General features: G+C 70.5%; 27 protein-coding genes. 9 read left to right on the forward strand and 18 right to left on the reverse strand.

Annotated elements, in window-relative coordinates; genetic code table 11:
* The first annotated feature begins 165 nt into the window (after window positions 1-165).
* The gene (locus ABZ915_RS36700) at window positions 166-1,008 is read left to right on the forward strand and encodes a DUF4253 domain-containing protein (RefSeq protein ID WP_361812462.1); all 843 of its coding nucleotides are present in this window, start codon (window positions 166-168) and stop codon (window positions 1,006-1,008) included.
* Window positions 1,009-1,027: 19 nt separating this feature from the next.
* Here the strand turns inward: ABZ915_RS36700 and ABZ915_RS36705 are convergent, their stop codons facing one another.
* On the reverse strand, window positions 1,028-1,897 hold the full coding sequence (locus ABZ915_RS36705) for an arylamine N-acetyltransferase (RefSeq protein ID WP_361812463.1): 870 nt from the start codon (window positions 1,895-1,897) through the stop codon (window positions 1,028-1,030).
* Window positions 1,898-2,269: 372 nt separating this feature from the next.
* Between ABZ915_RS36705 and ABZ915_RS36710 the strand changes: the two genes are divergently transcribed.
* On the forward strand, window positions 2,270-2,989 hold the full coding sequence (locus ABZ915_RS36710) for a hypothetical protein (RefSeq protein WP_361812465.1): 720 nt from the start codon (window positions 2,270-2,272) through the stop codon (window positions 2,987-2,989).
* Window positions 2,990-3,001: 12 nt separating this feature from the next.
* On the opposite strand, the gene ABZ915_RS36715 is transcribed toward ABZ915_RS36710, so the two are convergent.
* On the reverse strand, window positions 3,002-4,216 hold the full coding sequence (locus tag ABZ915_RS36715) for a PLP-dependent aminotransferase family protein (RefSeq protein WP_361812466.1): 1,215 nt from the start codon (window positions 4,214-4,216) through the stop codon (window positions 3,002-3,004).
* A gap of 131 nt (window positions 4,217-4,347) precedes the next feature.
* Entirely contained in the window at window positions 4,348-5,340 is a 993-nt protein-coding gene (hemB, locus tag ABZ915_RS36720) for a porphobilinogen synthase (protein WP_361812467.1), read from the reverse strand.
* 224 nt (window positions 5,341-5,564) lie between these two features.
* On the opposite strand from hemB, the gene ABZ915_RS36725 reads away from it, so the two are divergent.
* Both ABZ915_RS36725 and ABZ915_RS36730 read left to right on the forward strand, forming a co-directional pair.
* Window positions 5,565-6,557, forward strand: coding sequence for a phospholipase D-like domain-containing protein (locus ABZ915_RS36725; protein WP_361812469.1), 993 nt, complete (start codon window positions 5,565-5,567; stop codon window positions 6,555-6,557).
* A gap of 138 nt (window positions 6,558-6,695) precedes the next feature.
* A complete protein-coding gene (locus ABZ915_RS36730; protein ID WP_361812471.1) occupies window positions 6,696-7,352 on the forward strand; it encodes a maleylpyruvate isomerase N-terminal domain-containing protein in 657 nt (218 codons plus the stop codon).
* Between the two features lie 2 nt (window positions 7,353-7,354).
* Here the strand turns inward: ABZ915_RS36730 and ABZ915_RS36735 are convergent, their stop codons facing one another.
* Window positions 7,355-7,807, reverse strand: coding sequence for an ATP-binding protein (locus ABZ915_RS36735; RefSeq protein WP_361812473.1), 453 nt, complete (start codon window positions 7,805-7,807; stop codon window positions 7,355-7,357).
* 161 nt (window positions 7,808-7,968) lie between these two features.
* On the opposite strand from ABZ915_RS36735, the gene ABZ915_RS36740 reads away from it, so the two are divergent.
* On the forward strand, window positions 7,969-8,802 hold the full coding sequence (locus ABZ915_RS36740) for a helix-turn-helix transcriptional regulator (RefSeq protein ID WP_361812474.1): 834 nt from the start codon (window positions 7,969-7,971) through the stop codon (window positions 8,800-8,802).
* Window positions 8,799-8,990 carry a DUF397 domain-containing protein gene (locus ABZ915_RS36745; protein WP_361812476.1) on the forward strand — a complete coding sequence of 64 codons (192 nt, stop codon included), beginning with the start codon at window positions 8,799-8,801 and terminating at the stop codon, window positions 8,988-8,990. The genes ABZ915_RS36740 and ABZ915_RS36745 overlap by 4 nt, the downstream gene beginning before the upstream one ends.
* Window positions 8,991-9,070: 80 nt before the next feature.
* Here ABZ915_RS36745 and ABZ915_RS36750 read toward each other — a convergent pair whose 3' ends face one another.
* From ABZ915_RS36750 to ABZ915_RS36770, 5 genes are all read right to left on the reverse strand, one after another.
* Window positions 9,071-10,777 carry a uroporphyrinogen-III synthase gene (locus tag ABZ915_RS36750; RefSeq protein WP_361812478.1) on the reverse strand — a complete coding sequence of 569 codons (1,707 nt, stop codon included), beginning with the start codon at window positions 10,775-10,777 and terminating at the stop codon, window positions 9,071-9,073.
* Window positions 10,774-11,733 (reverse strand): hydroxymethylbilane synthase, encoded by a 960-nt coding sequence (gene hemC, locus ABZ915_RS36755; protein ID WP_361812480.1) that lies wholly within the window; start codon window positions 11,731-11,733, stop codon window positions 10,774-10,776. The genes ABZ915_RS36750 and hemC overlap by 4 nt, the downstream gene beginning before the upstream one ends.
* Window positions 11,730-13,451: a glutamyl-tRNA reductase gene (locus ABZ915_RS36760; protein WP_361812482.1), complete on the reverse strand. Its 1,722-nt coding sequence runs from the start codon at window positions 13,449-13,451 to the stop codon at window positions 11,730-11,732. Before ABZ915_RS36760 ends, hemC begins: the two co-directional genes overlap by 4 nt.
* On the reverse strand, window positions 13,448-14,209 hold the full coding sequence (locus tag ABZ915_RS36765; protein WP_361812484.1) for a redox-sensing transcriptional repressor Rex: 762 nt from the start codon (window positions 14,207-14,209) through the stop codon (window positions 13,448-13,450). The genes ABZ915_RS36760 and ABZ915_RS36765 overlap by 4 nt, the downstream gene beginning before the upstream one ends.
* A gap of 258 nt (window positions 14,210-14,467) precedes the next feature.
* The gene (locus ABZ915_RS36770; protein ID WP_361812486.1) at window positions 14,468-14,749 is read right to left on the reverse strand and encodes a glutaredoxin family protein; all 282 of its coding nucleotides are present in this window, start codon (window positions 14,747-14,749) and stop codon (window positions 14,468-14,470) included.
* A gap of 94 nt (window positions 14,750-14,843) precedes the next feature.
* Here ABZ915_RS36770 and ABZ915_RS36775 point away from each other — a divergent pair, with 94 nt between their 5' ends.
* From ABZ915_RS36775 to ABZ915_RS36785, 3 genes are all read left to right on the forward strand, one after another.
* Entirely contained in the window at window positions 14,844-15,791 is a 948-nt protein-coding gene (locus ABZ915_RS36775; protein WP_361812488.1) for an HAD-IB family hydrolase, read from the forward strand.
* Window positions 15,792-16,114: 323 nt separating this feature from the next.
* Complete coding sequence (locus tag ABZ915_RS36780; protein WP_361812490.1) at window positions 16,115-16,894, forward strand: ECF subfamily RNA polymerase sigma factor, BldN family; 780 nt, start codon at window positions 16,115-16,117, stop codon at window positions 16,892-16,894.
* A gap of 259 nt (window positions 16,895-17,153) precedes the next feature.
* The gene (locus tag ABZ915_RS36785; RefSeq protein WP_361812492.1) at window positions 17,154-18,386 is read left to right on the forward strand and encodes a DUF5667 domain-containing protein; all 1,233 of its coding nucleotides are present in this window, start codon (window positions 17,154-17,156) and stop codon (window positions 18,384-18,386) included.
* A gap of 236 nt (window positions 18,387-18,622) precedes the next feature.
* On the opposite strand, the gene ABZ915_RS36790 is transcribed toward ABZ915_RS36785, so the two are convergent.
* From ABZ915_RS36790 to ABZ915_RS36830, 9 genes are all read right to left on the reverse strand, one after another.
* Window positions 18,623-19,684 (reverse strand): lysophospholipid acyltransferase family protein, encoded by a 1,062-nt coding sequence (locus ABZ915_RS36790; protein ID WP_361812494.1) that lies wholly within the window; start codon window positions 19,682-19,684, stop codon window positions 18,623-18,625.
* A 14-nt stretch (window positions 19,685-19,698) separates the two neighbouring features.
* The gene (locus ABZ915_RS36795) at window positions 19,699-20,760 is read right to left on the reverse strand and encodes an NAD-dependent epimerase/dehydratase family protein (RefSeq protein ID WP_361812496.1); all 1,062 of its coding nucleotides are present in this window, start codon (window positions 20,758-20,760) and stop codon (window positions 19,699-19,701) included.
* A gap of 199 nt (window positions 20,761-20,959) precedes the next feature.
* Entirely contained in the window at window positions 20,960-21,058 is a 99-nt protein-coding gene (locus ABZ915_RS36800; protein WP_003948845.1) for an AURKAIP1/COX24 domain-containing protein, read from the reverse strand.
* Window positions 21,059-21,192: 134 nt separating this feature from the next.
* Window positions 21,193-21,405, reverse strand: coding sequence for a helix-turn-helix domain-containing protein (locus ABZ915_RS36805; RefSeq protein WP_004984898.1), 213 nt, complete (start codon window positions 21,403-21,405; stop codon window positions 21,193-21,195).
* Between the two features lie 129 nt (window positions 21,406-21,534).
* On the reverse strand, window positions 21,535-22,350 hold the full coding sequence (locus tag ABZ915_RS36810) for a phosphatase (RefSeq protein ID WP_361812498.1): 816 nt from the start codon (window positions 22,348-22,350) through the stop codon (window positions 21,535-21,537).
* A gap of 453 nt (window positions 22,351-22,803) precedes the next feature.
* On the reverse strand, window positions 22,804-23,979 hold the full coding sequence (locus tag ABZ915_RS36815) for an acetoin utilization protein AcuC (protein ID WP_361812500.1): 1,176 nt from the start codon (window positions 23,977-23,979) through the stop codon (window positions 22,804-22,806).
* Window positions 23,930-25,201: an MFS transporter gene (locus ABZ915_RS36820; RefSeq protein WP_361812502.1), complete on the reverse strand. Its 1,272-nt coding sequence runs from the start codon at window positions 25,199-25,201 to the stop codon at window positions 23,930-23,932. The genes ABZ915_RS36815 and ABZ915_RS36820 overlap by 50 nt, the downstream gene beginning before the upstream one ends.
* A gap of 78 nt (window positions 25,202-25,279) precedes the next feature.
* Window positions 25,280-25,969, reverse strand: coding sequence for a VC0807 family protein (locus ABZ915_RS36825; protein ID WP_361812504.1), 690 nt, complete (start codon window positions 25,967-25,969; stop codon window positions 25,280-25,282).
* Between the two features lie 69 nt (window positions 25,970-26,038).
* Window positions 26,039-26,683 carry an HAD family hydrolase gene (locus ABZ915_RS36830; protein ID WP_361812506.1) on the reverse strand — a complete coding sequence of 215 codons (645 nt, stop codon included), beginning with the start codon at window positions 26,681-26,683 and terminating at the stop codon, window positions 26,039-26,041.
* Between the last annotated feature and the right edge of the window lie 130 nt (window positions 26,684-26,813).

The following is a 26,813-nucleotide window of genomic DNA, read 5'->3' on the forward strand; positions in this document are numbered from 1 at the left end:
CCCCTAGATGTCGCCCGGCAGCCGGGATCCGCAGTACGGATCCCGCTGGTCGACACCGTAGCGGCAAGGCCGGGTCCCGCTCAGCGGATCGGGCCAGAGGCCTGGAGGGCCTTCGCCGCCACGAGGTGACGGCCGCTGTCAGTGGCTCCCCCTACAGTCTGCGGCATGGCGACTCTTCCCAACCCGCTGCCCAAGCTGGCGTCCGACCCTAGCGGACGTTCCCTGGGCCTCCAGCTCCCGCCCGGGAGGCTGGTCGACGCGACGATCGACGGTCCATGGCCGGAGCCGCTGCTGTGGCACGCCGACAAGCAGGCCGCGCCCGGCACTTGGGCCGCGCTCGGCGTGTCCGCCGGCCGGGCGGGCCTGCTGCCCGTGCTCATCGAGGCGCACGGCTCCCAGGGCGGGCCGGAGCGGTGGGAGCTGAGCCCTGACTACGCCTCGTACCCCGGGGACCACGACGCCGAGGAGGTGCTCGCGGAGTACTGGGAGGACGACGGGGCGGAGGAGGACGAGGAGTACGGGCCCGACGAGGAACTCGACGAGCTGCGGGCCCCGTTCGGGCCCGTCTGGCCCGGCCTCGCGCCGGCGGGTTCGCTGACCGTCGAACCCGGCACCTGCGCGGCCCGGCTCGCCGACTCGCTGACCGACGGCTCCGACGCCTGGTTCAAGGATCCGCGGCTCGCGCTCGTCCCGGCCCGGCGGTCCGCCGACATTCCAGCCGCGATCGGCTGGTCCGGCCCGGTGAACCACGACAACGACGTGGCGCGGCTCTGCGCGGTCCTCCGTTCCTGGGAGGACCGCTTCGGCATACGCGTGGTCGGCCTCGGCTTCGACACCCTGGTCGTCTCCGTGGCCGCCCCGCCCACCACCCTCGCCGACGCGGAGGCACTGGCGGCGGAGCACTTCGCGTTCTGCCCGGACAACCTCACGCAGAGCGGACTGGGCGCGCTGGGCGCCTACGCCAAGGAACTGGTCGGCGAGTCCGTCTGGCACTTCTGGTGGGACTGACCCGGAGGCCGGGCCGGCCTCACCCGAGGAGGGTCATGCCCTCCGGGGCGGTGATGCCGAACTCCTCGTCGAGCAGACGGCGTGCCTCGGCCTCGTCCGTCACCTCCCGCTCCGTGACCGTGCCGTCGGCACGCGTCTCGGTCAGGAGGCGGCCGTTGAGCAGCAGATGGCTGTCGCCGGTGACGCGCTGCACGTAGAGGCGCTGGGTGAAGGGGGAGCGCGGGTTGGTGCCGATGTGCCAGTTGATGACCTCGAAGTCGGGCTTCTCGAAGGGCTCCAGGGTGAAGGCGTACTGCCCCACCCAGGACCCTTCCCCGGACGTGCCGCTCTTCGCCTCGTAGGCCTGGAGCACCCACATCTCCAGCGGGCCGTCGTGCGGCACGTGGACGAGGCGGTGGCGGCGCCCCGCGTCGTGGAACTCGACGCCCGTGGTCAGCGGCACGGGTTCCAGCAGCGCACCGATCGCCCCGAAGCCGACGTCCGCCAGATACGGCCGCGGGTCGCCCGGCGCCTCGACCAGCAGCGCCATGTGCGTGCGCGGACGGCTCGCGATGTCGTCCGCGCCCACGACGACGCGCGCCGTCAGCCGGGTCACGCCGTATCCCAGCGCCTCCAGAGCGAGAGCGAGCAGCGTGTTGTGCTCATAGCAGTACCCGCCACGACGGCTGTGCAGGAGCTTGGCCGCGAGATCGGCGGGCTCCAGGGAGGGCGCCGTACGACGCAACGCGTCCAGGTTCTCGAACGGAATCCCCCGCATGTGCGCCAGATGCACCCCCCGCAACGTCTCCGCGTCGGCCCGCCGTTCCCCCTCCCACCCGATCCGCCGAAGGTACGCGTCGAGTTCGAATCCCACATCGGATCCCACTGTGGATCCCACTGTGTCGGCCATGCCCTCACCGTAGACACACCTCTCACGCCCCGTCCTCCCGAACCGTGAGCCGTACATGAATGACCTAGGAGGAAGATGACTCGCACGACCCCGGGCCGGCCGCTGGACATCGAGGCGCGGTTCCCCGAGCTCGTCGGCCACAGGAAGACCTGCACACGGCTGCACCCGCGGCCCGGCGCACCTGATCCCTTCCACAGTTCCGTCGGGGGACCGTTCCTGTGGCCGTCCGACGAGCCGTGGCCCACCTGCCGAGCAGCGCATCCTCGTGACACCGGCCGTCGCATCGAGGACATCCACCAGGAGAGGCGGGTACTCGACGAGGCATGGCGTCGCAGCCCGGAATCGGGTCCTACGGAACAGGAGCGCGAACGGTTGCACGAGCTGCGCCGGGAGTATCATGTTGCCGCGCTCACGGAAACCTCGCCGGTACCCCTCGTCCCGCTCGCCCAGCTGTACGTCCAGGAGGTGCCGGACCTCGTCGCTCCGGAAGGGCCGGAAGGGTACGACCTCCTCCAGGTCCTGTGGTGTCCGTTCAGTGCGCACGGGCGACAAGCGACGCCTGACATCCAGCTTCGCTGGCGCAGGGCAGCCGACTGTGCGCCACTGGCGGATCCGCCCCGGCCGGAAGTGGTGGGCGACGCGGATTATGTGCCGGAGCCTTGTGTTCTCCACCCGGAACAGGTCGTGGAGCATGAATACATCGAGCTGTTGAGTGAAGGCCTCCAAGAACGTATCGAGGAATGGGAAGAGGAGAACGAGGAGGAGGCCGACGGAAGCGACGACTCCCCGACCTATGAAGAGGACTTCTCGATCACGCCGGGCTGGAAGGTCGGTGGCTACGCGACGTGGGGCGTGACGGGCCCTTATGCGATCAGCTGCCCTTCGTGCGGGCAGTCCATGGAACTCCTGTTGGCCATCAACTCCCTTGAGCTGGGTGGAAACACGGGTTGGATTCCGTTGGAGGACCGCGCTCTCATCGGCACGCCCGAGGTGAACACGCCTACACAGGTGAGGGTGGGCAGGGGCGGCTCGCTGAACGTCTTCCGGTGCGCCGCGGACCTCCGGCACGACTACACGGTCGTCCTCCAGTGAGCCGTGCCCGCCTCAGCCACCGAGTCCCCTCCTGAGCCTGCGCAGCCCCTCCGTGATCTCCTCCGGTGTCTGGGTCACGAAGCAGAGGCGGAGGGTCGAGGGGTCGGGGGTGCCGGTGTGGAAGGGGGCGCCGGGGACGTAGGCCACGTCGTGCCGTACGACGTCGGGGAGCAGGGCCGTGGTGTCGTACGGCTCCGGGAGGCGGACCCAGAGGAACATGCCGCCCTCGGGGCGGCTCCAGGTCGAGCCGGCGGGGAGCGCGTGGGGCAGGCCCGCGAGCATGGCGTCGCGGCGGTCGCGGTACGCCCCGGCGACCCGGGCGACGTGGGCGTCCAGGTCGTTGTCGGTCAGGTAGCGGGCCGCGGCGAGCTGGTTGACCGTCGGTGTGTGCAGGTCGGCCGCCTGCTTGGCGATCGCGCAGGCCCGGCGCAGCTCGGCGGGCGCCCGCAGCCAGCCGAGGCGCAGGCCGGGTGCCATGACCTTGGAGAAGCTGCCGAGCAGGACCGTACGGTCCGCGCCGCCGGGGTACGAGGCGATCCACGGCACGCGTTCGCCCTCGAAGCGGAGTTCGCCGTACGGGTCGTCCTCGATGACCCACAGGCCTCGGCGCGCGGCGACGTCCGCGACCGCCGCCCTGCGTGCGGCCGGCATGGTGCGGCCGGTGGGGTTCTGGAAGGTGGGCACGGTGTAGAGCAGCTTGGGGAGTTCGCGTGCCACCAGCTCCTCCAGGGCCTCGGGGTCGACACCGCCGACGTCGGAGGGGACGGGCAGGATCCTCGCGCCCGCGAAGCCGAAGGCCTGAAGTGCCGCGAGGTAGCAGGGGTTCTCGACGAGGATGGTGTCGCCGGGTTCGAGGAGGGCAGTGGCGAGCAGGGACAGCGCCTGCTGGGAGCCGGTGGTGACGAGGATGTCGTCGGGGTCAGTGGGCAGTCCGCGCGCGCTCGTACGGTCGGCGAGCGCGGTCCGCAGCGTGGGCTCGCCTTCCGTGGTGGAGTACTGGAGGGCGCGGGCGGGCAGTTCGGCGAGCACCGCGCGGTACGCCTCCGCGATGCCCTCCGTGTCGAACAGCTCCGGTGCCGGCAGCCCGCCCGCGAAGTTGATGACCTCGGGGCGGGCGGTGACGGCGAGGATGTCCCGTACCGGAGAGCCGCCGATCGAGCGGGCCCGCGCCGCGAGCGGCGGCACGGGGGCGGAGGTGGGGGCGGGGGCGGGCTCGGCGACCGTCATGGCACGGCTCCTTCGGCTGCGGTGACGTCTCGTGCCCGCAGCCTAGGGATGTACGTGCCGTCTACAAGCAGCTTTCCGGGATGCGGACGCGGCGGCGGCCCGTTTCGGGCCTTGTCACCGCCGGCCGGTGCTCAGCGCAGCTTCCGCGCGACCTCGGTCGCCCAGTAGGTGAGGATGTTCCGCGCGCCGGCCCGCTTGATGCCGGTCAGCGTCTCCAGGATCGCCCGGTCGCGGTCGACCCAGCCCTTCTCGGCGGCGGCCTCGATCATCGAGTACTCGCCGGAGATCTGGTAGGCGGCGACGGGCACGTCCACGGCGTCCGCGACGCGGGCGAGGATGTCGAGGTAGGGGCCGGCGGGCTTGACCATCACCATGTCGGCGCCCTCCTGGAGGTCCAGCTCCAGCTCCCGCAGGGACTCGCGCCAGTTGGCGGGGTCCTGCTGGTAGGTCTTGCGGTCGCCCTTGAGGGAGGAGGCGACGGCCTCGCGGAAGGGGCCGTAGAAGGCGGAGGAGTACTTGGCCGTGTAGGCGAGGATCGCGACGTCCTCGCGGCCGATCTGGTCGAGGGCGTCGCGGATGACGCCGATCTGTCCGTCCATCATGCCGCTCGGGCCGACGACATGGGCGCCCGCGTCGGCCTGCACCTGGGCCATCTCGGCGTACCGCTCCAGCGTCGCGTCGTTGTCGACCCGCCCGTGCTCGTCGAGCACCCCGCAGTGCCCGTGGTCGGTCGTCTCGTCGAGGCACAGGTCGGACATCACCAGCAGGTCGTCGCCGACCTCGGCGCGGACGTCACGGATCGCGACCTGGAGGATCCCGTCGGGGTCGGTGCCCGGGGTTCCGAGGGCGTCCTTCTTCGACTCCTCCGGCACCCCGAACAGCATGATCCCGGAGACCCCGGCCTCGACCGCCTCCAGCGCGGCCTTCTTCAGGCTGTCGCGGGTGTGCTGGACGACACCGGGCATGGCGGAGATCGGCACGGGCTCGCTCACGCCTTCCCGGATGAACGCCGGGAGGATGAAGTCGGCGGGGTGCAGCCGCGTCTCGGCGACCATCCGCCGCATGACGGGCGACGTCCGCAGCCGCCGGGGTCGCGTACCGGGGAAGGATCCGTACTTCGTCATGCCCTCTACGCTACGCCCGCCCGGCCCGCGCCTTTGCCGACGGCCTGTCGGGCCAAGCGGGGCATAGCGGAACCCCGATACGAAGTTTTTGCGCGCTCCTGGCCGTACCTGGAATCGCCCGACCACCCACCGTTCTACGCGCGTGGTGTCATGCCCGCGCCACCCCCACCCAAGGCACTCCCAAGGCACCCCCAGGCATCCCCCAGGCACCCCAGGAGACACACATGCTGTGGAAGGTCCTCGGCCGCGCGGGCGTCGCGCTCGCCGCCGGCGCCACCGTCGTCGCCACCGCCCTCCCCGCGAACGCCGCGAGCTACTCCGCGTTCGCCTTCTCCCAGAGCGGCAGCCAGCCCACCATCTACGACTTCATCAACTCGGCCACCAGCACCCTCGACATGACCATGTACGAGCTGGAGGACGCCACCGCCGTCAACGACCTCATAGCCCTGAAGAACAAGGGCGTCACGGTCCGGGTCGTCCTCGACCGCCAGCACCGGAGCGCCAACGGCTCGGCCTACACGTCGCTGACGAACGCGGGCATAGGCGTGGTCTGGTCCTCCTCCGCCTACGTCTACACCCACCAGAAGACGATCACGGTCGACGGCACCAAGTCCCTGGTCCTGACCGGGAACCTCACCGCCCAGTACTACCCGACCGGCCGCGACTACGGCGTCTTCGACGACGACACCCGTGACGTCGCCTCCATCGAGAAGGTCTTCAACGCGGACTACGCGGGCACCTCGATCACCCCGACCGACGGCGACCACCTCCTGTGGTCCCCGACCGACTCCCGCAGCCGCCTGGTGTCCTTCATCAACTCGGCCACCAAGACCCTCGACGTCGAGGAACTGGAGTTCAGCGACAGCACGGTCGTCAACGCCATCGTGGCCCGCGCCAAGGCGGGCGTGGCCGTACGCGTGGTCCTGGAGAGCCCCTCCAGCTACTCCAGCCAGGTCTCGGCCATCAAGGCCGCGGGCGGCAAGGTCGTCGGCTACTCCGACCCGAACGGCTTCTACATCCACGCCAAGGCCATGGTCGCCGACTACGGCCTGACCACCCAGGAGGTGGAGGCGGGCTCGATGAACATCAGCAGCAACTCGCTCAGCAACAACCGCGAGCTGGGCATCATCCTCACGGGCACCGGCGTGGCCCAGCCGGTCACCACCACCATCGAAACGACGTTCAACAGCGACTACGCGGGCGGCACCGCCGCCTGATCGCCGAAGGGCCGGCGGGTGCCCACAGCACCCGCCGGCTCCACTAGCCAGTGCCGTGTCCGCGAACCTTCGCCGAGTTGCTGGGCCGGTGAGACCAATGGGAGGGGTGGATCCTTCCGGTCGCGGTACGGTCCTGCCATGTCCCGATCAGCCGATGTTGACCTCTCCCGGCCCCCCGTCACCGCGGATGACCTCGACCTTGCTGTGCAGCTTGCTGTGAGCGTCCTTCGCGAGGCGCCCCCAGCTGCTTGGGAAGGCAGGGCCGGTTCGCTGGAATGGGACTGCTGGGAAACCGTCGAGCACCTCAGCGACGACCTCTTCGCCTACGCTGCGCAACTGGGCCCCAAAGCACCGCCCTTGGATGGCGAGGTGCCCTTCGTATGCGAGAGCCGACGGCCCGGCGGCCCAGCGAACGCCATTCACGCGGACCGCAAGGCGGGGCCCGCCGGCCTGCTACAGGTGCTGGAGGCAAGCGGCGCGCTGCTGGTCGCCATGGTGCGCACGACGCCTCCGCAAACCCGCGCTCACCACGTCTTCGGCGTTTCGGATCCCGAGGGCTTCGCAGCGATGGGGATCGTGGAGACCCTGGTACACACGCACGACCTGGCACAAGGGCTCGGTCTCGTATGGAGTCCGCCTGCTGATCTGTGCTTTCGAGTGCTCACCCGGCTGTTTCCGGGCGCGCCCTCGTCCACGGATGCCTGGTCGACCCTTTTGTGGGCCACTGGACGCGCCGAACTACCTGGATACCCTCGTCTGACCGCATGGCGCTGGGACGGCACACCCCGGGCATAGGCTCAGGCGTTTCCGCCGAGGTCCAGCTCCGCCCAGACCGTCTTGGCCGGCGGAGGACCGCCGCGTACGCCCCAGCGATCGGCCAGTTCCTCCACCAGCAGCAGGCCGTAGCCGGACTCGCGGGGTGACGCGTCCATCGTCCGCGCGCGCTCCGGCCAGCGGTCACCACGGGTATCGGTGACCTCGATACGGAGCGTGCCCGGCGCGGTGAGCGTGAGGGCGAGTCGGAAGCTCCGGCCGGGGACGCGTCCGTGCAGCGCCGCGTTCGCCGCGAGCTCGGCGACGATCAGCCTGGCCGGGTCCAACGGCATGCCCCATGAGCGCAGTTGCTCCGCTGCCAGCAGCCTGGCCAGCCGGGCTCCGCGTCGGGTTGAGGACAGCGGCACCGAGAAGCGGGGCTCAGTGACCGCGGGCGCGGTAGCGGAAGTGCTGGTTCGGGTGATTTCTTCGACCATGTCACTCAGCGTGTTCACGCATGCCTAATCTGTGAAGAGCTGGCGGCCGTGCGGGGCGTGACCGTCCGGACTCTGTCCGGCTTCCGTCCGGGCTGTCCGTAGTGACGGCGGGCGTGCGGCCGGCGTTGGGCACGAAGGTTCGGTGGAGGGTGGTGACGGGCGTGAACGACTGGTACGCGGAGCCGGAGGACGACGAGGCCGGGGCCGTGATGCGGGCGGTGATCCGGCAGTTGAAGCTGTGGCGGGAGGCCGCCGGGATGACCCAGGTGGAGTTCGGGGCGGCCATCGGGTACGGCGAGGAACTGGTCTCCTCCGTGGAGCGGGGGCGGCGGATTCCTCGGCCCGAGTATCTGGACGCGGCGGACGAAGCCCTGGGTGCGGGCGGCAAGATCGCGGCGATGAAGGGGGACGTGGCGGAGGCGCGGTACCCGAAGAAGGTCCGGGACCTGAAGAAGCTGGAGGGGGAGGCGGTCGAGCTGTGTGCCTACAACAACTCCGTGATCCATGGGTTGTTGCAGACCAAGGAATATGCGCGAGCCGTGTTCAGTGCTCGGCGTCCCCCGTTCACGGCAGAAGAGAGAGAGCAACGAGTAGCAGCTCGCGTGGCCCGTCAGGAGGTTGTTGACGCTACGACCGCTCGGCCCGTCTTCAGCTTTGTCCAGTGCGAGTCGACGCTTCGCCGCCCCATCGGAGGCAAGATGGTCATGCGAGCACAACTCGAACGACTGCTGGAGGTCGCCGAGTTCCTGAACGTTGACCTCCAAGTGCTCCCGCTGGGCCGTGAGGAAAACTCGGGCCTCGCCGGCTCGTTCAGGTTACTCAGGCTCAAGGACGGCACCACGGTCGGGCACGTCGAGGTGCAGCACATCAGCCGTGTGATCGCCGATCCCAAAGAGGTGCAACTGCTTGACATGCGTTATGGAATCATCCGGGCACAGGCTCTCAGCCCACGGGAGTCGATGGCCCTTATCGAGAGAGTGCTTGGAGAGACATGAGCCTCAAGCCCTACGACGCAAAGTGGATAAAAAGCAGCTACAGCACAGACGAAGGCCCAGACTGCGTCGAAGTGGCGGCCATCCCCGACCGCATCCTCATCCGCGACTCCAAGAACCCCCACGGCCCCCGCCTCGCCCTCACCCCCACCGCCTGGGCGACCTTCCTGCCGTACGCCTCCGGACACTGACGGAGCCAACCGGGCGGAAACGCGCGATGGCGGGACGTGCCCACCGGCACATCCCGCCACCCGCTCACGGCGTCACGGCATCACGTCGTCGAGCGACGCCTCCGCGCCCCCGGCCTCCGCTCGCTCGGCCGCGTCACCGGGTCCCCCGCCTCCAGCGCGGCGGTGCGGCGCTTGGTGCCGAAGTCGGCCAGGGCCTCCGCCAGCCTGAGGACGGACGGCTCGGGGGCCATGACGTCGACGCGGAGGCCGTGTTCCTCGGCCGTCTTGGCGGTGGCCGGGCCGATGCAGGCGATGACCGTCACGTTGTGCGGCTTGCCTGCGATGCCGACCAGGTTCCGGACCGTGGAGGAGGAGGTGAAGAGGACCGCGTCGAAGCCGCCGCCCTTGATCGCCTCGCGGGTCTCCGCCGGGGGCGGCGAGGCGCGGACCGTGCGGTAGGCCGTGACGTCGTCGACCTCCCAGCCGAGCTCGATCAGGCCGGCCACGAGGGTCTCCGTGGCGATGTCGGCGCGCGGCAGGAAGACGCGGTCGATCGGGTCGAAGACCGGGTCGTACGGGGGCCAGTCCTCCAGGAGGCCGGCTGCCGACTGCTCGCCGCTCGGGACCAGGTCCGGCTTCACGCCGAAGGCGATCAGGGCCTTGGCCGTCTGCTCGCCCACCGCAGCCACCTTGATACCCGCAAAAGCCCGAGCATCAAGGCCGTACTCCTCGAACTTCTCGCGGACCGCCTTCACGGCGTTCACCGAGGTGAAGGCGATCCACTCGTAGCGGCCGGTCACCAGGCCCTTGACCGCGCGCTCCATCTGCTGGGGCGTGCGCGGCGGTTCCACGGCGATCGTCGGGACCTCGTGCGGGACGGCTCCGTAGGACCGCAGCTGGTCGGAGAGCGACGCCGCCTGCTCCTTGGTGCGCGGCACGAGGACCCGCCAGCCGAACAGCGGCTTGGACTCGAACCACGACAGCTGGTCGCGCTGGGCGGCGGCGGAACGCTCACCGACCACGGCTATCACCGGCCGGCCGCCCTCGGGGGACGGCAGCACCTTGGCCTGCTTCAGCGTCTGCGCGATCGTGCCGAGGGTGGCGGTCCAGGTGCGCTGACGGGTCGTCGTACCGCCGACGGTGACCGTCAGCGGCGTGTCCGGCTTGCGGCCGGCGGCGACCAGTTCACCCGCGGCGGCGGCCACGGAGTCCAGCGTCGTCGACACGACCACCGTGCCGTCGGAGGCGCCGACCTCGGTCCAGCAGCGGTCGGACGCCGTACGGGCGTCCACGAACCGGACGTCCGCGCCCTGCGCGTCCCGCAGCGGCACACCGGCGTACGCGGGCACGCCGACGGCGGTCGCGATGCCGGGGACGACCTCGAAGGGCACCCCGGCGGCGACGCAGGCGAGCATCTCCTCGGCCGCGTACGTATCCAGTCCCGGATCGCCGGGCACCGCACGGACGACCCGCCTGCCGCCCCGCGCAGCCTCCATGACAAGATGAGAGGCATCCCGCAAGGACGGGACGGCCGCGGTTGTTGACGTGCCGTCAACGACCGTCAGCTGGGGCGTGCCTGTGCCCGGATACGGGTCCGCGGAAGGATCCGTGTCCGTACGTAGGACGGAGACGTTTTGCCTGGCGTGTACGCGGATCACGTCGAGCACATCGTGCTCGGCGACCAGGACGTCCGCGTTCGCCAGCGCCTCGACGGCGCGCAGAGTCAGCAGTCCCGGATCCCCGGGTCCGGCACCCAGGAAGGTGACGTGCCCGTGTTCAAGGCCGGTGGGAAGGGTGGTGGGGCTCAATGTGCTCGCTCCCCCATCAGACCGGCCGCGCCCTGGGCAAGCATCTCGGCGGCGAGTTCGCGACCGAGCGCCATCGCCTGGCCGTGTGTCTCGGGCACGGGACCGGTGGTGGACAGCTGCACCATGTGCGTGCCGTCGGTCGTACCGACGACGCCGCGCAGGCGCATTTCGTTGACAATCTGCCCGTCGGCCAGCAAGTCGGCCAGCGCACCCACGGGGGCACTGCAACCGGCTTCCAGGGCGGCGAGCAGTGACCGTTCGGCGGTCACGGCGGCCCGGGTGAAGGGGTCGTCGAGTTCGCCGAGAGCGGCGACCAGCTCCGCGTCGTCCGCGGCGCATTCGATCGCCAGTGCCCCCTGGCCGGGGGCCGGCAGAACTGTGTCGACCGACAGGAAGTCGGTCACCTCGTCGATCCGGCCTATTCGGCTCAGGCCGGCGGCGGCGAGGACGACGGCGTCGAGTTCGCCGCCGTGCACGTACCCGATCCTCGTATCCACGTTGCCGCGGATCGGGACGGTCTCGATGTCCAGCCCGTGGGTGCGCGCGTACGCGTTCAGCTGCGCCATGCGGCGCGGCGAACCCGTGCCGATCCGGGCGCCCCGGGGCAGGTCGGTGAACTTCAGCGCGTCCCGGGCGACGATCACGTCGCGCGGGTCCTCGCGGAGAGGAACGGCGGGCAGCGCCAGTTCCTCGGGCTGCGTGGTCGGCAGGTCCTTCAGCGAGTGCACCGCGAAGTCGACCTCGCCCCTGAGCAGCGCGTCACGCAGCGCGGTGACGAAGACGCCGGTGCCGCCGATCTGCGCGAGGTGCTCGCGGGATACGTCGCCGTACGTGGTGATCTCGACGAGCTCGACCGGCCGTCCGGTCAGCCGGCGTACGGCGTCCGCCACCTGCCCGGACTGGGCCATGGCGAGCTTGCTCCGCCTCGTCCCCAGTCTCAGTGCCCTGGTACTCATGCTGGCCCTCGGTTCCTGGCCTCGTTCTCGGTGCTGTCCCCGGCCCGGGAGACGGCGGCCACCGTCTCGGGGTCGAGGTCGAACAGGGTGCGCAGCGCGTCCGCGTACCCGGCGCCGCCGGGTTCGGCCGCGAGCTGCTTGACCCTGACGGTCGGCGCGTGCAGCAGCTTGTCGACGACGCGGTGCACGGCCTGGCGGATCTCGCCGCGCTGGCGGTCGTCCAGGTCGGGCAGCCGTCCGTCGAGGCGGGCGATCTCACCGGCGACGACATCGGCGGCCATGGTGCGCAGGGCGACCACGGTCGGCGTGATGTGCGCGGCCCGCTGGGCGGCGCCGAAGGCGGCGACCTCGTCGGCGACGATCCGGCGGACCTGGTCGACGTCGGCGGCCATCGGCGCGTCGGCCGAGGCCTCGGCCAGCGACTCGATGTCGACCAGCCGCACCCCGGCCAGGCGGTGCACGGCCGCGTCGATGTCTCGGGGCATGGCCAGGTCGAGGAGGAAGAGGACGGGGGCCGGGCGCGATATCCCGGCCACCGGCTCGGGCTTGCGGCGCTCGGGAACGCGGCCGACGGTGGCGACGGTCGCGGCGAGCGCGGTGATCAGCTCGGCGTCGGCCTCGGGAGTGCGGCGGGCGGCGTCGCGGCGGTCGACGGTGCCGTTGTCCACCCAGGCGCCGTGCTGCTCGAGCGTCGCGGCGTCGATGCCGGCCACGGCGGCCTCGCCCATCACGGAGAAGCCGGTGGCGCCCTGCACGGCGGACACGTCGAGCGGGCAGCCGTCGTCGGTGCCGATGCTGGTGGGCGGCAGCGCGGCGGGGCGTACGCCGGTCCGGGCGGACGTACGGTCGTCGTCGGCCGCTGCCGTGGGCTCGCCGATGCGGCCCTCGACCGCGCCCGCGACGGCGGCGGCCGTCAGGACCAGGCCGGTCGCGCCGGTGCAGGAGACGGCGATGTCGGCACGTGTCAGTTCCAGCGCGACGGCGTCCATCGGCACCGCGCGGGCCCGTACGTCGGTCTCGGCGGCCTCGGTGAGTATCTGGGCCAGGCGCTCGGCGCGGTCCTGGGTGCGGTTGGCGATGACGACCTCGGCGACCCCGGCCCGCGCGAGCGTGGCCGCGGCCAGGGAGGACATCGAGCCGGCGCCGATGACCAGTGCCTTCTTGCGCTTGGCCCAGGCCTGCACGTCCGTGCCCGCGGCCAGCTGCTCCAGGCCGAAGGTGACCAGGGACTGGCCGGCGCGGTCGATGCCGGTCTCGGAGTGGGCGCGCTTGCCGACCCTCAGGGCCTGCTGGAACAGGTCGTTGAGCAGGCGTCCGGCGGTGTGCAGCTCCTGCGCCCTGGCCAGGGAGTCCTTGATCTGGCCGAGGATCTGGCCCTCGCCGACGACCATCGAGTCCAGCCCGCAGGCCACCGAGAAGAGGTGGTGGACGGCCCGGTCCTCGTAGTGCACGTAGAGATAAGGAGTGAGCTCCTCCAGGCCGACGCCGCTGTGCCGGGCGAGCAGCGTGGACAGCTCGGCGACACCGGCGTGGAACTTGTCCACGTCGGCGTACAGCTCGATGCGGTTGCAGGTGGCGAGCACCGCGGCCTCGGTGGCCGGTTCGGCGGCGACCGTGTCCTGCACCAGCTTGGCCTGGGCGTCCGCGGTGAGCGCGGCGCGTTCCAGGACGCTGACCGGGGCGCTGCGGTGGCTCAGCCCCACGACGAGGAGACTCATGCCGGCATCACGGCGGGTACGTCCCCGTCGGGTCCCTGGTCGGCGGACTTCCCGCGGGTGGCGGCGGGCAGCGCGCCGTCGCCGGCGGCGGTCTCCTCGCCGGCCTTGCGCTGCTCGTGGAAGGCGAGGATCTGAAGCTCGATGGAGAGGTCGACCTTGCGCACGTCGACGCCGTCGGGGACGGACAGGACGGTCGGCGCGAAGTTCAGAATGGAGGTGACACCGGCGGCGACCAGGCGGTCGCAGACCTGCTGGGCGGCGCCCGCGGGGGTGGCGATCACACCGATGGACACGCCGTTGTCCTCGATGATCTTCTCGAGTTCGTCGGTGTGCTGCACGGGGATGCCCGCGACGGGCTTGCCGGCCATCGCCGGGTCGGCGTCGATGAGCGCGGCGACGCGGAAGCCACGGGAGGCGAACCCGCCGTAGTTGGCGAGGGCGGCGCCGAGGTTACCGATGCCGACGATGACGACCGGCCAGTCCTGGGTCAGGCCGAGCTCGCGGGAGATCTGGTAGACGAGGTACTCGACGTCGTAGCCGACACCGCGCGTTCCGTAGGAGCCCAGGTAGGAGAAGTCCTTGCGCAGCTTGGCGGAGTTGACTCCCGCGGCGGCGGCCAGTTCCTCGGAGGAGACCGTGGGTACCGAGCGCTCCGACAGAGCGGTCAGGGCTCGGAGGTACAGCGGAAGCCTGGCGACGGTGGCCTCGGGAATCCCTCGGCTGCGGGTCGCCGGTCGGTGAGTTCGGCCAGTTGCCACGGTGCTCCTGCGGGTAGAGCGGGGCTGCGGGCGGTCACACGTCCCCAGACCGCCCCGTCGAATGCAGGCTATGTCTTTGTGAACGCGTGCACAAAGATGGTGTCCGATTTGCCCGCCCAACGTGACCGGGCTCACGCGCCTCAGTGGTGGGGCCACCGGCAGGGGCACTGGTAGGGGCAAAACCGACACACTCCTCAAGAATCCCGCCCCCGAGACCAAGTCGCCGTCGATCCTAAGCCAGGTTCCGCCTGACTTGGACTACTCGGTCAGTTCCTTGCGCAGACGGCCCTCGTCCACGCGCCAGAACGTGTGCTGCCGGCCGTCGACGAGGACCACGGGGATCTGCTCCCAGTACTCGTCGTGGAGCTGCCGGTCCTCGGTGATGTCCTTCTGCTCCCAGGGCACACCGAGATCGCCACAGACTTTCTCCACGACCGCTTGAGCGTCGTCACACAGATGGCAGCCCGGCTTGCGGACGAGTGTGACGAACCGGTCACGCGGGTCGGCCTTACGCCGAAAGAGGGGACTCATGCGGGCCATTCTCGCGCTTCTTTAACGGCCAGGTCGCGGAGAGTTCACAGCCTTCAAACCTCACGACTCCGGAACCACCGAACAAACTGGCTATGCTCACGCCATGGCCGCTCTCGGATGGCTCACTCCCCGTAGGCGCTCCGCCACGGCGCGGAGCGTGTTGGCAGGCGAGGCCTCGGCTGAGGCTGCGCGCAAGTCCTCGCAGGACGCCCAGGACGCACACGACACTCCGGACGCCCAGGACGCTGCGGACCGGGAACCGGAGTTCCCGGTGCTCGGCGACGACAAGGCCGCCGCGTTCTTCGACCTGGACAACACCGTGATGCAGGGTGCCGCGCTGTTCCACTTCGGGCGCGGCCTGTACAAGCGGAAGTTCTTCGAGACCCGGGACCTGGCGAAGTTCGCCTGGCAGCAGGCCTGGTTCCGGCTGGCCGGCGTCGAGGACCCCGAGCACATGCAGGACGCGCGCGACTCGGCGCTGTCCATCGTCAAGGGTCACCGGGTCGCCGAACTGGAGTCGATCGGCGAGGAGATCTACGACGAGTACATGGCCGACCGCATCTGGCCGGGCACCCGGGCGCTGGCCCAGGCCCACCTGGACGCGGGCCAGAAGGTCTGGCTGGTCACGGCGGCCCCGGTGGAGATCGCGCAGGTCATCGCCCGTCGGCTGGGCCTGACGGGTGCGCTGGGCACGGTGGCGGAGTCGGTCGACGGGGTCTACACCGGCAAGCTGGTCGGCGAGCCCCTGCACGGCCCCGCCAAGGCGGAGGCGGTGCGGGCGCTGGCCGCGGCGGAGGGCCTGGACCTGACCCGCTGCGCCGCCTACAGCGACTCCCACAACGACATCCCGATGCTCTCCCTCGTGGGCCACCCGTACGCCATCAACCCCGACGCCAAGCTGCGCAAGCACGCCCGGGACAAGGACTGGCGCCTGCGGGACTACCGCACCGGCCGCAAGGCGGCGAAGGTCGGCATCCCGGCGGCGGCGGGCGTGGGCGCCGTGGCGGGCGGCACCGCGGCGGCGATCGCCCTGCACCGGCGCCGCCGGTAGTCACGCACCTCGGAACACACCTCGGAACACGGCCCGGCACGCGGGTCGAACACGGGTCGGACATGAATACCCGACCCGCACCCCAACACGCCCGCAGTTCGCCGCAACACGCACTTTTCCGATCAACAAGCGTTCAGACTTCGGCACTTGAACGGGCGTCAAACGATTACGTAAGCGACGTAATCGATGTTTTGAGCAACTGGGTGTAGCAGTGCCTGCACGAAGCGTTATTCTCCTGGGACGCAAACCGGCACCCTTCCGTCGCTACGACGGGTGAAAGGTCCGGCACTGCACGTGATGGAAGCTCTGCCTCTGGGAGTCCCGTGTACCCACACGTCGGGGTTGACGCCTCGGGCCTGGCTACGCTCCGGGCGACGGTCGCGACGGTCAAGGCGACGTTGCGCGGCTTCGCCCCCACCGCGTACGCCGTCCCCGCCTTCGCCACGGCCGCGCCCGTAGGCCCGTGCTACGCACTCGCCGAGGGCGGTGCCGCGGTCGGCAGACGGGGGCGCTCGGCGGGCTCGGCCGGCGCGCGCCGGCCGGCCGCGGACAGTGACAGCGCCCGGATGATGGATCTCGTGGAGCGGGCCCAGGCCGGCGAGGCCGAGGCCTTCGGCCGGCTCTACGACCAGTACAGCGACACGGTCTACCGGTACATCTACTACCGGGTGGGCGGCCGGGCGACCGCCGAGGACCTCACCAGTGAGACCTTTCTGCGCGCCCTGCGCCGGATCGGGACCTTCACCTGGCAGGGCCGCGACTTCGGCGCCTGGCTCGTCACCATCGCCCGCAACCTGGTCGCCGACCACTTCAAGTCCAGCCGCTTCCGCCTCGAGGTCACCACCGGCGAGATGCTCGACGCCAACGAGGTCGAGCGCTCCCCGGAGGACTCCGTCCTGGAGTCCCTCTCCAACGCCGCCCTGCTGGACGCCGTACGGCGGCTCAACCCGCAGCAGCAGGAGTGCGTGACGCTCCGCTTCCTCCAGGGTCTGTCGGTCGCCGAGACCGCCCGGGTCATGGGCAAGAACGAGGGCGCCATCAAGACCCTCCAGTACCGGGCCGTGCGCACGCTCGCCCGGCTCCTGCCGGACGACGCGCGCTGACGCCGCTCGCTGACGGCGGTCACCGCGCGGGCACGCTGGGCGACACCCAACTCACGCCCGGTAAAGGCGCGTTGACTTTCCGATCCGGGTGCCCGTCGTCCGTAACCCAAGTGCCGCGCCAGTCGTTGTGCGGGATACAGGCTCCCTGTGGTCACGTCCTGGTCGACCCTGATCACTCGATCAGGTGGATCGGTCGAGGGCGTGCAACCCTCAGGACCCCCTGGGGAGTCGACCGTCATGACGAGAGGAGGTGCCGCCAGTGATCGCGAACGTATCGGCGCACCGGCGGGCGAACGCCTTCGCCCAGGCCCTGGAGGAGCAGTCCGACCGGGACACGGTGGCCGAGCAGACCGAGGGTCCGGCACTGCCGGGCCCGGCCGCCGCGGAACAGACCGAGCAGGGCCGAATGACGGCCCTCGCGGGATGTCTCGGCGTACTGCCCAAGCCGCAGCTCGACCCCGACGTCAAGGTCGTCCAGCGGGCTCAGCTGGTGGCCGCGATGGAGGCCATGCTGCGGGAGGGCACCGCGGGCGAGGCGGCTGACCCTTCGGTTCCCGGTCAGCGTTCCCAGCGGAGCCGTGGGGCCCACCGGGCGAGCCCGCTGGGGAGGCTGCGACCGCGTTCACGGCTGACCAAGGGACTCGCCGCCGGCGGGCTCAGCGTCGGTGTGGCCGCGGGGGCGTTCGGCGGAGTCGCCGCCGCGAGTTCCGACGCCCTGCCCGGCGACTCGCTGTACGGCCTCAAGCGCGGCATCGAGGACTTCAAGCTGAACTACCTGGCCGACGGGGACAACGAGCGCGGCCAGGGCTATCTCGACCAGGCCTCGACCCGGCTGAACGAAGCACGGCGGCTGATGGAGCGCGGCCGCGGCGGCCATCTCGACCACGAGTCGATCGGCGAGATCCGCCGCACGCTGTCCGGCATGCAGCACGACGTCTCCGAGGGCCACCGGCTGCTGCACGCGGTGTACGAGCGCGACCCCGACTCGCTGGGCCCCATCCAGGCCCTCTCCACCTTCTCGCGGTCCCACCGCGAGGCCTGGGGCGCGCTCCGCGACAAGCTGCCCGTCCAGCTCGGGGACGTCAGTCAGCAGGTCTCGTCGGTGTTCGACGCCATAGACGAAGAGGTCGCCCCGCTCCAGTCCCTGCTGCCGCAGCCCGCCCAGCCCGGCGACGGCAAGCGGCACAGCTCCGGCACCACGCCCAGCGGCCCCTCCGGCACGCACCGGTCGACCGCGCCCGGCACCGGCGACGGCTCCGCCTCCGGCCACCAGTCGAGCAGCGGCAGCCCCAGCGGCTCCGCCTCCGGCAGCACCGGCGACGGCCTGCTCGGCGGCAGCACGGGCGGCCTGCTCGACCCCCCGAAGAGCAGCGGCAGCGCCTCCCCGTCCACCAGCAAGTCCCCCACCACCGCCCCGGACGTCACCCTCCCGCCCCTCCTCCCGGGCCTCCTCCCCGGCCTGGGCATCGACGGCGAGGAGAACAACGGCTAGCGGCCAGGCACGAGCACGTCGGCGGGGGCGCCCCTTACACAAGGAGCGCCCCCGCTGCCGTGCACCTCAGAAGGACACCGGCCTCCGCTGCACGAGCAGTCTGGCCCCTCCTGCCGGCTGCACTCGCGCTGCTCCGCAGGCTTCGCGACCGCTGTGCCGGACTCCGTCCGACGGCTCAACACGGCCGGAACCCGGCGCCCTCCGGCGGCCCGTCCCCGAAACCGCCGCCGGCCTCCTCAGAAGAACACCGACCGCCGCTGCACCAGCAGCTTGTAGAGGGTGTGCTGGATCTGTTCCCTGACCTGGTCGGTCAGGTTGAACATCAGCATCGGGTCCTCGGCGGCCTCCGGCGGATAGCCGTCCGTGGGGATCGGCTCGCCGAACTGGATCGTCCACTTGGTGGGCAGCGGGACCGCGCCCAGGGGGCCCAGCCAGGGGAAGGTGGGCGTGAGCGGGAAGTACGGGAAGCCGAGGAGGCGGGCCAACGTCTTGGCGTTGCCGAGCATCGGGTAGATCTCCTCCGCCCCGACGATCGAGCAGGGGATGATCGGAGCGCCCTTGCGCAGGGCCGTGGACACGAAACCGCCCCGGCCGAACCGCTGGAGCTTGTAGCGCTCGCTGAAGGGCTTCCCGATGCCCTTGAAGCCCTCCGGCATCACCCCGACCAGCTCGCCCTGCCCGAGGAGCCCCTCCGCGTCCTCGGCGCACGCCAGGGTGTGGCCCAGTTTGCGGGCGAGTTCGTTGACCACCGGCAGTACGAAGACCAGGTCGGCGGCGAGCAGGCGCAGATGCCGGCCCGCCGGGTGGTGGTCGTGCACGGCGACCTGCATCATCAGGCCGTCCAGCGGCAGCGTCCCGGAGTGGTTGGCGACGATCAGCGCACCGCCCTCCGCCGGGATGTTCTCGACGCCCTTCACCTCGACCCGGAAGTACTTCTCGTACACCGGACGCAGCAGGGACATCAGGACCTGGTCGGTGAGCTCCTCGTCGTAGCCGAAGTCGTCGACCTCGTAGTCCCCGGTGAGCCGGCGGCGCAGAAAGGACAGCCCGCCGGCGATCCGCCGCTCCAGACCGCCGTCACCGCCCTCGGCCCGCGGCTTCTCGAGCGGCGTCTCCTCGCTGGTCACGGGAACATCATCCTGCGCGGGTGCCCGGTTGGGCAGGGTCTGCACCTCGCGGACCAGGCCTCCTTCCCCGTTCTTCAGCCTGTTCCCCGCGCTCCGGCGCCGCGGCGGCCGCTGCACGGCGCCCCCGCGGGACCGGTCGTCGTCGAACGGAATGACCTTGGCGTCAGCCATCGTTGCTGCGCTCCTCAGTTGGCGCTCTGCGTCGGGAGGTGGCCGCTGCCCCGCAGGGTCAGCGCGGCGATCCGGTCGACGGCCCCTTCGAGGGCCTCCGGCGGCAGCAGCCCGGGGCCATGGCTGCGGGCGAAGTCAGCAAACGTTTCCGCAGTCGTGTACTTGGGCTGGAATCCGAGCGTCTCGCGCATCTGGTCGGTCGCCACCACCCGTCCGTGGGTGAGCAGCCGGATCTGCTCGGGTGAGAAGTCCGTCATTCCCAGCGTACGCACCAGGGAGCCGGCCCACGTCACGGCGGGCAGCAGCAGCGGCACCGTGGGGCGGCCCAGCCTCCTGGAGCACTGCGAGAGCAGCAGGACGCCGTCCCCGGCGATGTTGAAGGTGCCGCTGTTGAGCGTGCCGCGGTGCGGCTCGTGCGAGGCGATCCGCAGCACCTCGATCACATCGTCCTCGTGCACGAACTGGAGCCGGGGGTCGTAGCCGAACACGGTCGGCAGGACCGGCAGCGCGAAGTACGAGGCGAGCGGGGTGTCCGCGGTCGGCCCCAGGATGTTGGCGAACCTCAGCACGCACACGGCGACGTCCGGCCGCCGGCGCGCGAAGCCCCGCACATATCCCTCGACCTCGACCGTGTCCTTCGCGAAACCACCGCTGGGCAGGGACTTCGGCGGGGTCGTCTCGGTGAACACCGCCGGATCGCGGGGCGCGGACCCGTACACGTTCGTACTGGACTTCACCACCAGCCGCTTGACCGTCGGGGACTTCTGGCAGGCGCCGAGCAGCTGCATGGTGCCGATGACGTTGGTCTCCTTGACCGTGGTCCGGCTGCCGGTGCCCAGCGCGGTGCCCGTCACGTCCATGTGGACGACCGTGTCGGCGCCCGTCTCGGCGAGCACGCGCGCGATGGTGGGCTGCCGGATGTCGGCCTGGATGAAGTCGGCGCCGCCCAGGTGGTGCTCGGGCTGCACCGCGTCCACGGCCACGACTCGGTCCACCTCGGGGTCACGCTGGATCCGTCGTACGAAACGGCCCCCCAGTTGACGGGCCACTCCGGTCACGAGCACGACCTTTCCCAAGATCAGCGCCTTCCTTCCAGCCCTCGTCACAGACTTCGCCCAGCCCGCATTCCCCGTGTGCGGCCAACTTAGCGGGTCGATGTTGCGCTGTGATGACCGCCCGACGCGGCAGGTGACGGAAATTCCCCCTTCGGAATATGACTGTGGCCCCCCACCGGTTTCCCCGTGGGAGGCCACAAAGCCACGCTCTCGGCGTCGCCTACTTCTTGTTGCGACGCTGAACGCGCGTGCGCTTGAGCAGCTTGCGGTGCTTCTTCTTGGCCATCCGCTTGCGCCGCTTCTTGATAACAGAGCCCACGACTACCCTCGCTCACTTCTCATCACTCGGTGTTGGGCGCCATGGGCCCATACGACCTACGAGGGGCTAGCCTACCCGCCCGAGCGCCGAGGTCGTAAATCGAGGGGTTCCGGAGGGTTCTCCGGCGGTCGCCGTCAGGCGGTTTCCACCCCCACATAGCTCTCTCGGAGGTACTCGTGGACCGCTTGCTCCGGGACACGGAACGACCTCCCGACCCGGATCGCGGGCAGATGACCGCTGTGCACCAGCCGGTACACGGTCATCTTCGACACTCGCATCACCGAGGCGACTTCCGCCACGGTAAGGAACTGAACCTCGTTCAGAGGCCTCTCGCCAGCTGCAGCCATGACACACCTGAACCTTCCGCACTCGACGGCCACCGGCTTCCCCTTCCGGTGACTCTTCGTCGTTGCGTGCTCACTCCCCAATGTAGGGGCGGGTGATGCGAGTGGGGAAGAGGTGCACCCATCGGCGGCCTACTGTGACAGACACGCTCGATTGAGTACGTAGCGGGTAATCGGACGGTAGTAAGGAGACCGCACACCGTCATCAAGTGGAACGACGACCGACACCGACCCCTCGGCCTCTCCCACGAACAGCGCCGGGTCGTCCGTATCGGCCAGCCCGATGGCCTCGAACCCCAGCTGACCTGCCCCGCAGACCCAGCCGTGATCCCCGATCACCAATTCCGGCAGGGGGCCTCCCGCCTCGGCCGCCGCCGCCAGCACGGTCCGAACCGGGAGCGGTGAATGTGTGTGTGCGCCGGGCTCACAACCGGGGCGTTCGGCCTCCGGATCTCGCATCAGCCCGACGCCTCGTACGTAATCAAGGTTGTGCGTGCGTAGGCCGAACCGGGTCGTTATGTCGACACAGCGACCCTGCGCCGGTGTGAGGACCTCACATCCCACCGCCGACAGGGCGTCCGCCAAGGCGGCGTAGAAACCGAGCAGCCGATGCGGGTGCCCGGTCCCCAGCAACACCGGTCCCCGCCGTCGGGCGACCGCCCCGACCCGCTCCGCGAAGGCATCCAGCGCGGCCAGCGTACGCTCCGGGTCGATCACATCATGCCCTGAAGTGTGCGCCGGATCGGCCGAAACCCCACACTTGTCCGCCATTAACGCGATCAGATCCCGCTCCCCCCAGGTCCACTCCGGATCTATCCCGATCAACACCCGTGGATCGCGAGCCGCGAAGAGCCGATAACTGCGCAGGCTCACCTCCCTGGAGGTCGCCACGGTCCCGGCCAGCCGGGCCGCCAACAGATGCGCGCGGAGCGCTCCCCTGCTCAACACGGGAGCGATGCTGACGGACGAGCCGTCCGGGAAGCCGCGGAACAGGGGAAGTCCCCACGGTTGGCCTAACGGTTCCGCCGACGCGATCCACGCTGTGCTGGGGGCTCCGCCCCCAGGCCCCCGGGGCCCATGCCCACCCACCACCCGTGCGAGTGGGCTGGGAGGCGCGGCCCCCCTCCCCCGCTACGGCCGACTACAAGGCGCGGCCTGCTCTTATCAGCCCGTCTGGGGGTGCCCCCTCTGGGGGAGTTTGAGGACGAGGCCGTTCAGGCCGACGGGGTCCGGGGCGGAGCCCCGCAGGGGTGCGGGGGCGCAGCCCCCGGGCGGGGTGCAGGGGCGGAGCCCCGCAGGGGTGCAGGGGACGGCAGCCCCCGGCGGGGTCGAAGGGGCGGAGCCCCTGGAGGACGGGAAGGGTAGGGGCGGCGGGGGCGGAGAAAGGTCCGTCGGGGCCACCTACGCCAACAACCCCCGCAACGGGAACACCGCCCGCCGCGTGGCCAACACGGCCTGATCCAGGCGATCAGCCGGGTCGTACCCGTCCTCCCAAGCCGCCCACCCCACCGGCCACCGCCCATCAGTCATCCGCGCCGGCGCCAACTGCCGCGTCCGCGCGAACACTTCCTGCCGCCACCCGTCAGGGATCACCGCCTCCGGCGCGACCTCCCGCCCCGCCGCGACCCCCACCAGATGCGTCCACGACCGCGGCACCACCTCCACCACGGCGTACCCGCCCCCACCGAGGGCGACCCACTTCCCCCCGGCGTACTCGTGCGCCAGCGAATGACACGCCACCTGCACGGCCCGCTGCGCGTCCAGCGACACCGCGAGATGAGCGAGCGGATCCTCGAAATGCGTGTCGGCCCCGTGCTGAGTCACCAGCACCTGCGGCCGGAACCCGGCGATCACCTCCGGCACCACCGCATGGAACGCCCGCAACCACCCCGCGTCCCCGGTCCCCGCCGGCAGGGCCACGTTCACGGCCGACCCCTCCGCCGCCCCCGCCGCCCCGGTCTCCTCCGGCCACCCCGTCTGGGGGAACAGGGTACGGGGATGCTCGTGCAGCGAGATCGTCAGAACCCGCGGATCCTCCCAGAACGCCGCCTGCACCCCGTCCCCGTGATGCACGTCGACGTCCACGTACGCGACCCGCTCCGCGCCCAGCTCCAGCAGCCGCGCGATCGCCAGCGCCGCGTCGTTGTAGATGCAGAACCCCGAGGCGCCCCCGGGCATGGCATGGTGCAGCCCGCCCGCGAAGTTCACGGCGTGCTCCGCGTCCCCCCGCCACACGGCCTCCGCCGCCCCCACCGACTGCCCCGCGATCAGCGCGGACACCTCGTGCATACCGGCGAAGGCGGGATCGTCCGTCGTCCCCAGCCCGTACGCCCCGTCCGCCGACCGCGGATCCGCCGACGCGGCCTTCACGGCCTCGATGTAGTCCTCCCGGTGGACCAGCCGCAGCGTCGACTCCCCGGCGGGCTTCGCCGCGACGACCTCCACCTCACGGTCGAGCCCGAAGGCACCCACCAGTCGCCGGGTCAGCTCCAGCCGGACCGGATCCATCGGATGGTCCGAGCCGAAGTCATAGCCCGTTACTGCCTCGTCCCACATCAGCCGTGCGCGCCCGCTCATGCTCGCCACCGTATCGGTCCGGTTGAGCGGCGAACGACCTGGCGTACACCAACGTCACCAGCACCAACACCATCGGGACCAGCATCGCCCCGCGATAGCTCCAGGCGTCCCCCAACGCCCCCACCAACGGCGAACCGACCAGGAAGCCCACGTAGTTGAAGATGTTCAGCCGCGCGATGGCCGCGTCCGACGCCCCCGGGAACAACCGCCCCGCCGCCGCGAAGGTCTGCGGCACCAACACGCACAGCCCCAGCCCCAGCAGGGTGAACCCGAGCATCCCGACCCACGCCCCCGGCGCGCCCGCCACCACCGCGAACCCGAGCGCCGCCACCAGGGCCCCCAGCCGCACGACCGTCGCGGCCCCGAACCTCCGCACCCCGAGGTCCCCGATGGTCCGGCCCAGCAGCGTGGTCACCATGTACACGTTGTACGGAACGGTCGCCAGCTGCTCCGAACTGCCCAGCGTGTCCTGAAGATACTTCGCACTCCAGTTGGAGACGGTCGAGTCACCGATGTACGCGAACGTCATCACCAGGCACAGCGGCAGCAACAGCTTGAAGACGACGCCCCCGCCGCCCTCCTGTTCCCGCTCTCCCTGACCGTCCGCAGGACCACTCACGGGACCACTGACGGAACCACTCACGGAACCGTCCACGGCAGCCGGGCCACCATCGACGTACCACCGGCTGCCCACGAGCGCCGCCGGCAGCAGCACCGCCACCACCGGCAGATACGACACCCACAGCGCCAGGTGCCAGTGCGCCCCCACCCAGGCCAGCGAGGCCCCGACGATCCCGCCCAGGCTGTACGCCGCGTGGAAGCTGAGCATGATGCTGCGCCCGTACGTCCGCTGGAGGCTCACCCCGAGCATGTTCATCGAGGCGTCCAGCGCACCGACCGCGAGCCCGAACGCGGCCAGGGCCACCCCCAGCTCGGCCATCTCCCCGCCCGCCCCGACGCCCAGCAGCGCCAGCAGCACCACGGGCTGGGACCAGCGCAGCAGCAGACTGGGCCGTATTCGCTTCACCAGCTGCTCGGTGGTCACGCTGCCGGCTCCGGCGAGGATCGGCACGGCGGCCAGGAAGACGGGCAGCAGCCCGTCGGAGACGCCGTACCGGTCCTGGATGCCGGGGATGCGCGTCACCAGCAGCGCGAACGTGGCGCCCTGCGCGAAGAAGCTGAACGCCAGCGAGGCCCTACCGCGCCGCAGCACATCTGTCATGGCGGCGAGCGTAGGGCCCCGGCGTACCGGTGGGTAGATCAAGTAGAAGGTGAATTCCGCTCAGCTTTACTCCTGGCGTCAGCCGGCGAGCACGACCTCACGCTTCTCGGCCGCGTTCTTCGCCTCGGCCCGCACCAGCTCCTCCATCGGCCCGGCGGCCAGCGCACCGCTGACCAGCATGCCGAGGAGGATCGCGACGGCCATGATGACCCCGCCCAGCCAGACCATGGTGTCGACGGGGATCGTGTAGGCGCCCACGATCCGCACGACGCACTCGGTGAGCAGCACCCCGCCCCAGACGATCGAGAAGACCCGCTCCTTGCGCAGGAAGTCCACCGAGTTCACCGCGGCGCCCGAGGCCAGCCGCTGCCAGGCGGCCTCCTTGGCCGCGTCGCCCTTCACGAGGAACGGCTTCAGGCCCGCGGTCATCATGGGCTTGCCGAGCGCCACGGAGACCAGGATGCCGATCGCGACCGTGCTGCTGACCGCGCTGTCCTTGGCGAGCATCAGCCGCGGGTCACCGGAGACGAAGCTGAGCAGGAGGGAGACGACGTTCACCACGAGGATGAGCCCGGCGAGGCCGTTGGTCTTCCGCTCCTTGACCGCGCTCCACGCGGTCCGCACGGCCGGCACCACGCTGCTCCAGGCGAGCGCCGCGAACGTGCTCATCCCGAAGGCGTCCTTGAAGAGGTAGTACGAACCGAGAGGCACCGCCACGTCCACGATCAGCGGGGCGAAGGGGTTCTTCTTGCTCGTCTTCGTCGTCATGCCCTTAGCTTCGCCCGGCGGGCCCGTACCGCAGTAGAAACGATCGTCCAGGGCTCGGCATGACATTTGTCAGGCCAGCAGGGATGACAACTCACGCATGTCGGCGAAGAGTTGACCGGCGCCCGCGAGCTTCGCGGGAGGCGTCATCGCGGTGAACCCGTACACGTCCATCCCGGCCGCCTGGGCCGCCTGAACCCCCAGCGGGCTGTCTTCCACGACCACACACCGCTCCGGCGCGACGCCCATCCGCTCGGCCGCGTACAGGAACAGATCCGGCGCCGGCTTGCCCCGCCCCACGTCCTGGGAACTGAAGATCCGCTCGTCCTCGAACCACCGGTCCAGGCCGGTCGTCCGATGCCCCACCCGGATCCGCTCATGACTCCCGGACGAGGCCACGCAGTACGGCACCCCGTCGGCGGCCAGCTTCTCGAGTACGTCGCCCACCCCCGCCACAGGCTTCAACTCCCGTGCGAACGCGGCGAAGACGCGGCCGTGGAAGACGTCGTCGAACTCGTCCGGCAGCCGCTGCCCCGTGCGCTCCAGGACCAGATCGTGGATCCGGTGCATCGCGGACCCCATGTAGTCACGGATGGAGTCCTCGTAGGTCGTCGGGTGCCCGAGCTCGGTCAGATAGGCGGCCAGCAGCCGGTTGGAGATCGGCTCGCTGTCGACGAGGACGCCGTCATTGTCGAAGATGATCAGGTCATAGCGCATGCCGTCGAGCCTAAACGGCCCAAACGGCCGGAAAAGCAGAAAGCCCCCGCACCGTGAGGTGCGGGGGCTTTCCCAATATTTGTTCGGCGGTGTCCTACTCTCCCACAGGGTCCCCCCTGCAGTACCATCG

The organism is Streptomyces sp. NPDC046915, assembly GCF_040644935.1.
In the GTDB taxonomy this organism is placed as follows: domain Bacteria; phylum Actinomycetota; class Actinomycetes; order Streptomycetales; family Streptomycetaceae; genus Streptomyces.

Excerpts from the sequence above, each read along its gene's own strand:
- ABZ915_RS36700 (WP_361812462.1), top strand. The coding sequence starts at position 166 with ATGGCGACTCTTCCCAACCCGCTGCCCAAGCTGGCGTCCGACCCTAGC.
- ABZ915_RS36705 (WP_361812463.1), bottom strand. The coding sequence starts at position 1,897 with ATGGCCGACACAGTGGGATCCACAGTGGGATCCGATGTGGGATTCGAA.
- ABZ915_RS36715 (WP_361812466.1), bottom strand. The coding sequence starts at position 4,216 with ATGACGGTCGCCGAGCCCGCCCCCGCCCCCACCTCCGCCCCCGTGCCG.
- hemB (WP_361812467.1), bottom strand. The coding sequence starts at position 5,340 with ATGACGAAGTACGGATCCTTCCCCGGTACGCGACCCCGGCGGCTGCGG.
- ABZ915_RS36725 (WP_361812469.1), top strand. The coding sequence starts at position 5,565 with ATGCTGTGGAAGGTCCTCGGCCGCGCGGGCGTCGCGCTCGCCGCCGGC.
- ABZ915_RS36730 (WP_361812471.1), top strand. The coding sequence starts at position 6,696 with ATGTCCCGATCAGCCGATGTTGACCTCTCCCGGCCCCCCGTCACCGCG.
- ABZ915_RS36735 (WP_361812473.1), bottom strand. The coding sequence starts at position 7,807 with ATGGTCGAAGAAATCACCCGAACCAGCACTTCCGCTACCGCGCCCGCG.
- ABZ915_RS36745 (WP_361812476.1), top strand. The coding sequence starts at position 8,799 with ATGAGCCTCAAGCCCTACGACGCAAAGTGGATAAAAAGCAGCTACAGC.
- hemC (WP_361812480.1), bottom strand. The coding sequence starts at position 11,733 with ATGAGTACCAGGGCACTGAGACTGGGGACGAGGCGGAGCAAGCTCGCC.
- ABZ915_RS36760 (WP_361812482.1), bottom strand. The coding sequence starts at position 13,451 with ATGAGTCTCCTCGTCGTGGGGCTGAGCCACCGCAGCGCCCCGGTCAGC.
- ABZ915_RS36770 (WP_361812486.1), bottom strand. The coding sequence starts at position 14,749 with ATGGCCCGCATGAGTCCCCTCTTTCGGCGTAAGGCCGACCCGCGTGAC.
- ABZ915_RS36775 (WP_361812488.1), top strand. The coding sequence starts at position 14,844 with ATGGCCGCTCTCGGATGGCTCACTCCCCGTAGGCGCTCCGCCACGGCG.
- ABZ915_RS36790 (WP_361812494.1), bottom strand. The coding sequence starts at position 19,684 with ATGGCTGACGCCAAGGTCATTCCGTTCGACGACGACCGGTCCCGCGGG.
- ABZ915_RS36805 (WP_004984898.1), bottom strand. The coding sequence starts at position 21,405 with ATGGCTGCAGCTGGCGAGAGGCCTCTGAACGAGGTTCAGTTCCTTACC.
- ABZ915_RS36815 (WP_361812500.1), bottom strand. The coding sequence starts at position 23,979 with ATGAGCGGGCGCGCACGGCTGATGTGGGACGAGGCAGTAACGGGCTAT.
- ABZ915_RS36820 (WP_361812502.1), bottom strand. The coding sequence starts at position 25,201 with ATGACAGATGTGCTGCGGCGCGGTAGGGCCTCGCTGGCGTTCAGCTTC.
- ABZ915_RS36825 (WP_361812504.1), bottom strand. The coding sequence starts at position 25,969 with ATGACGACGAAGACGAGCAAGAAGAACCCCTTCGCCCCGCTGATCGTG.
- ABZ915_RS36830 (WP_361812506.1), bottom strand. The coding sequence starts at position 26,683 with ATGCGCTATGACCTGATCATCTTCGACAATGACGGCGTCCTCGTCGAC.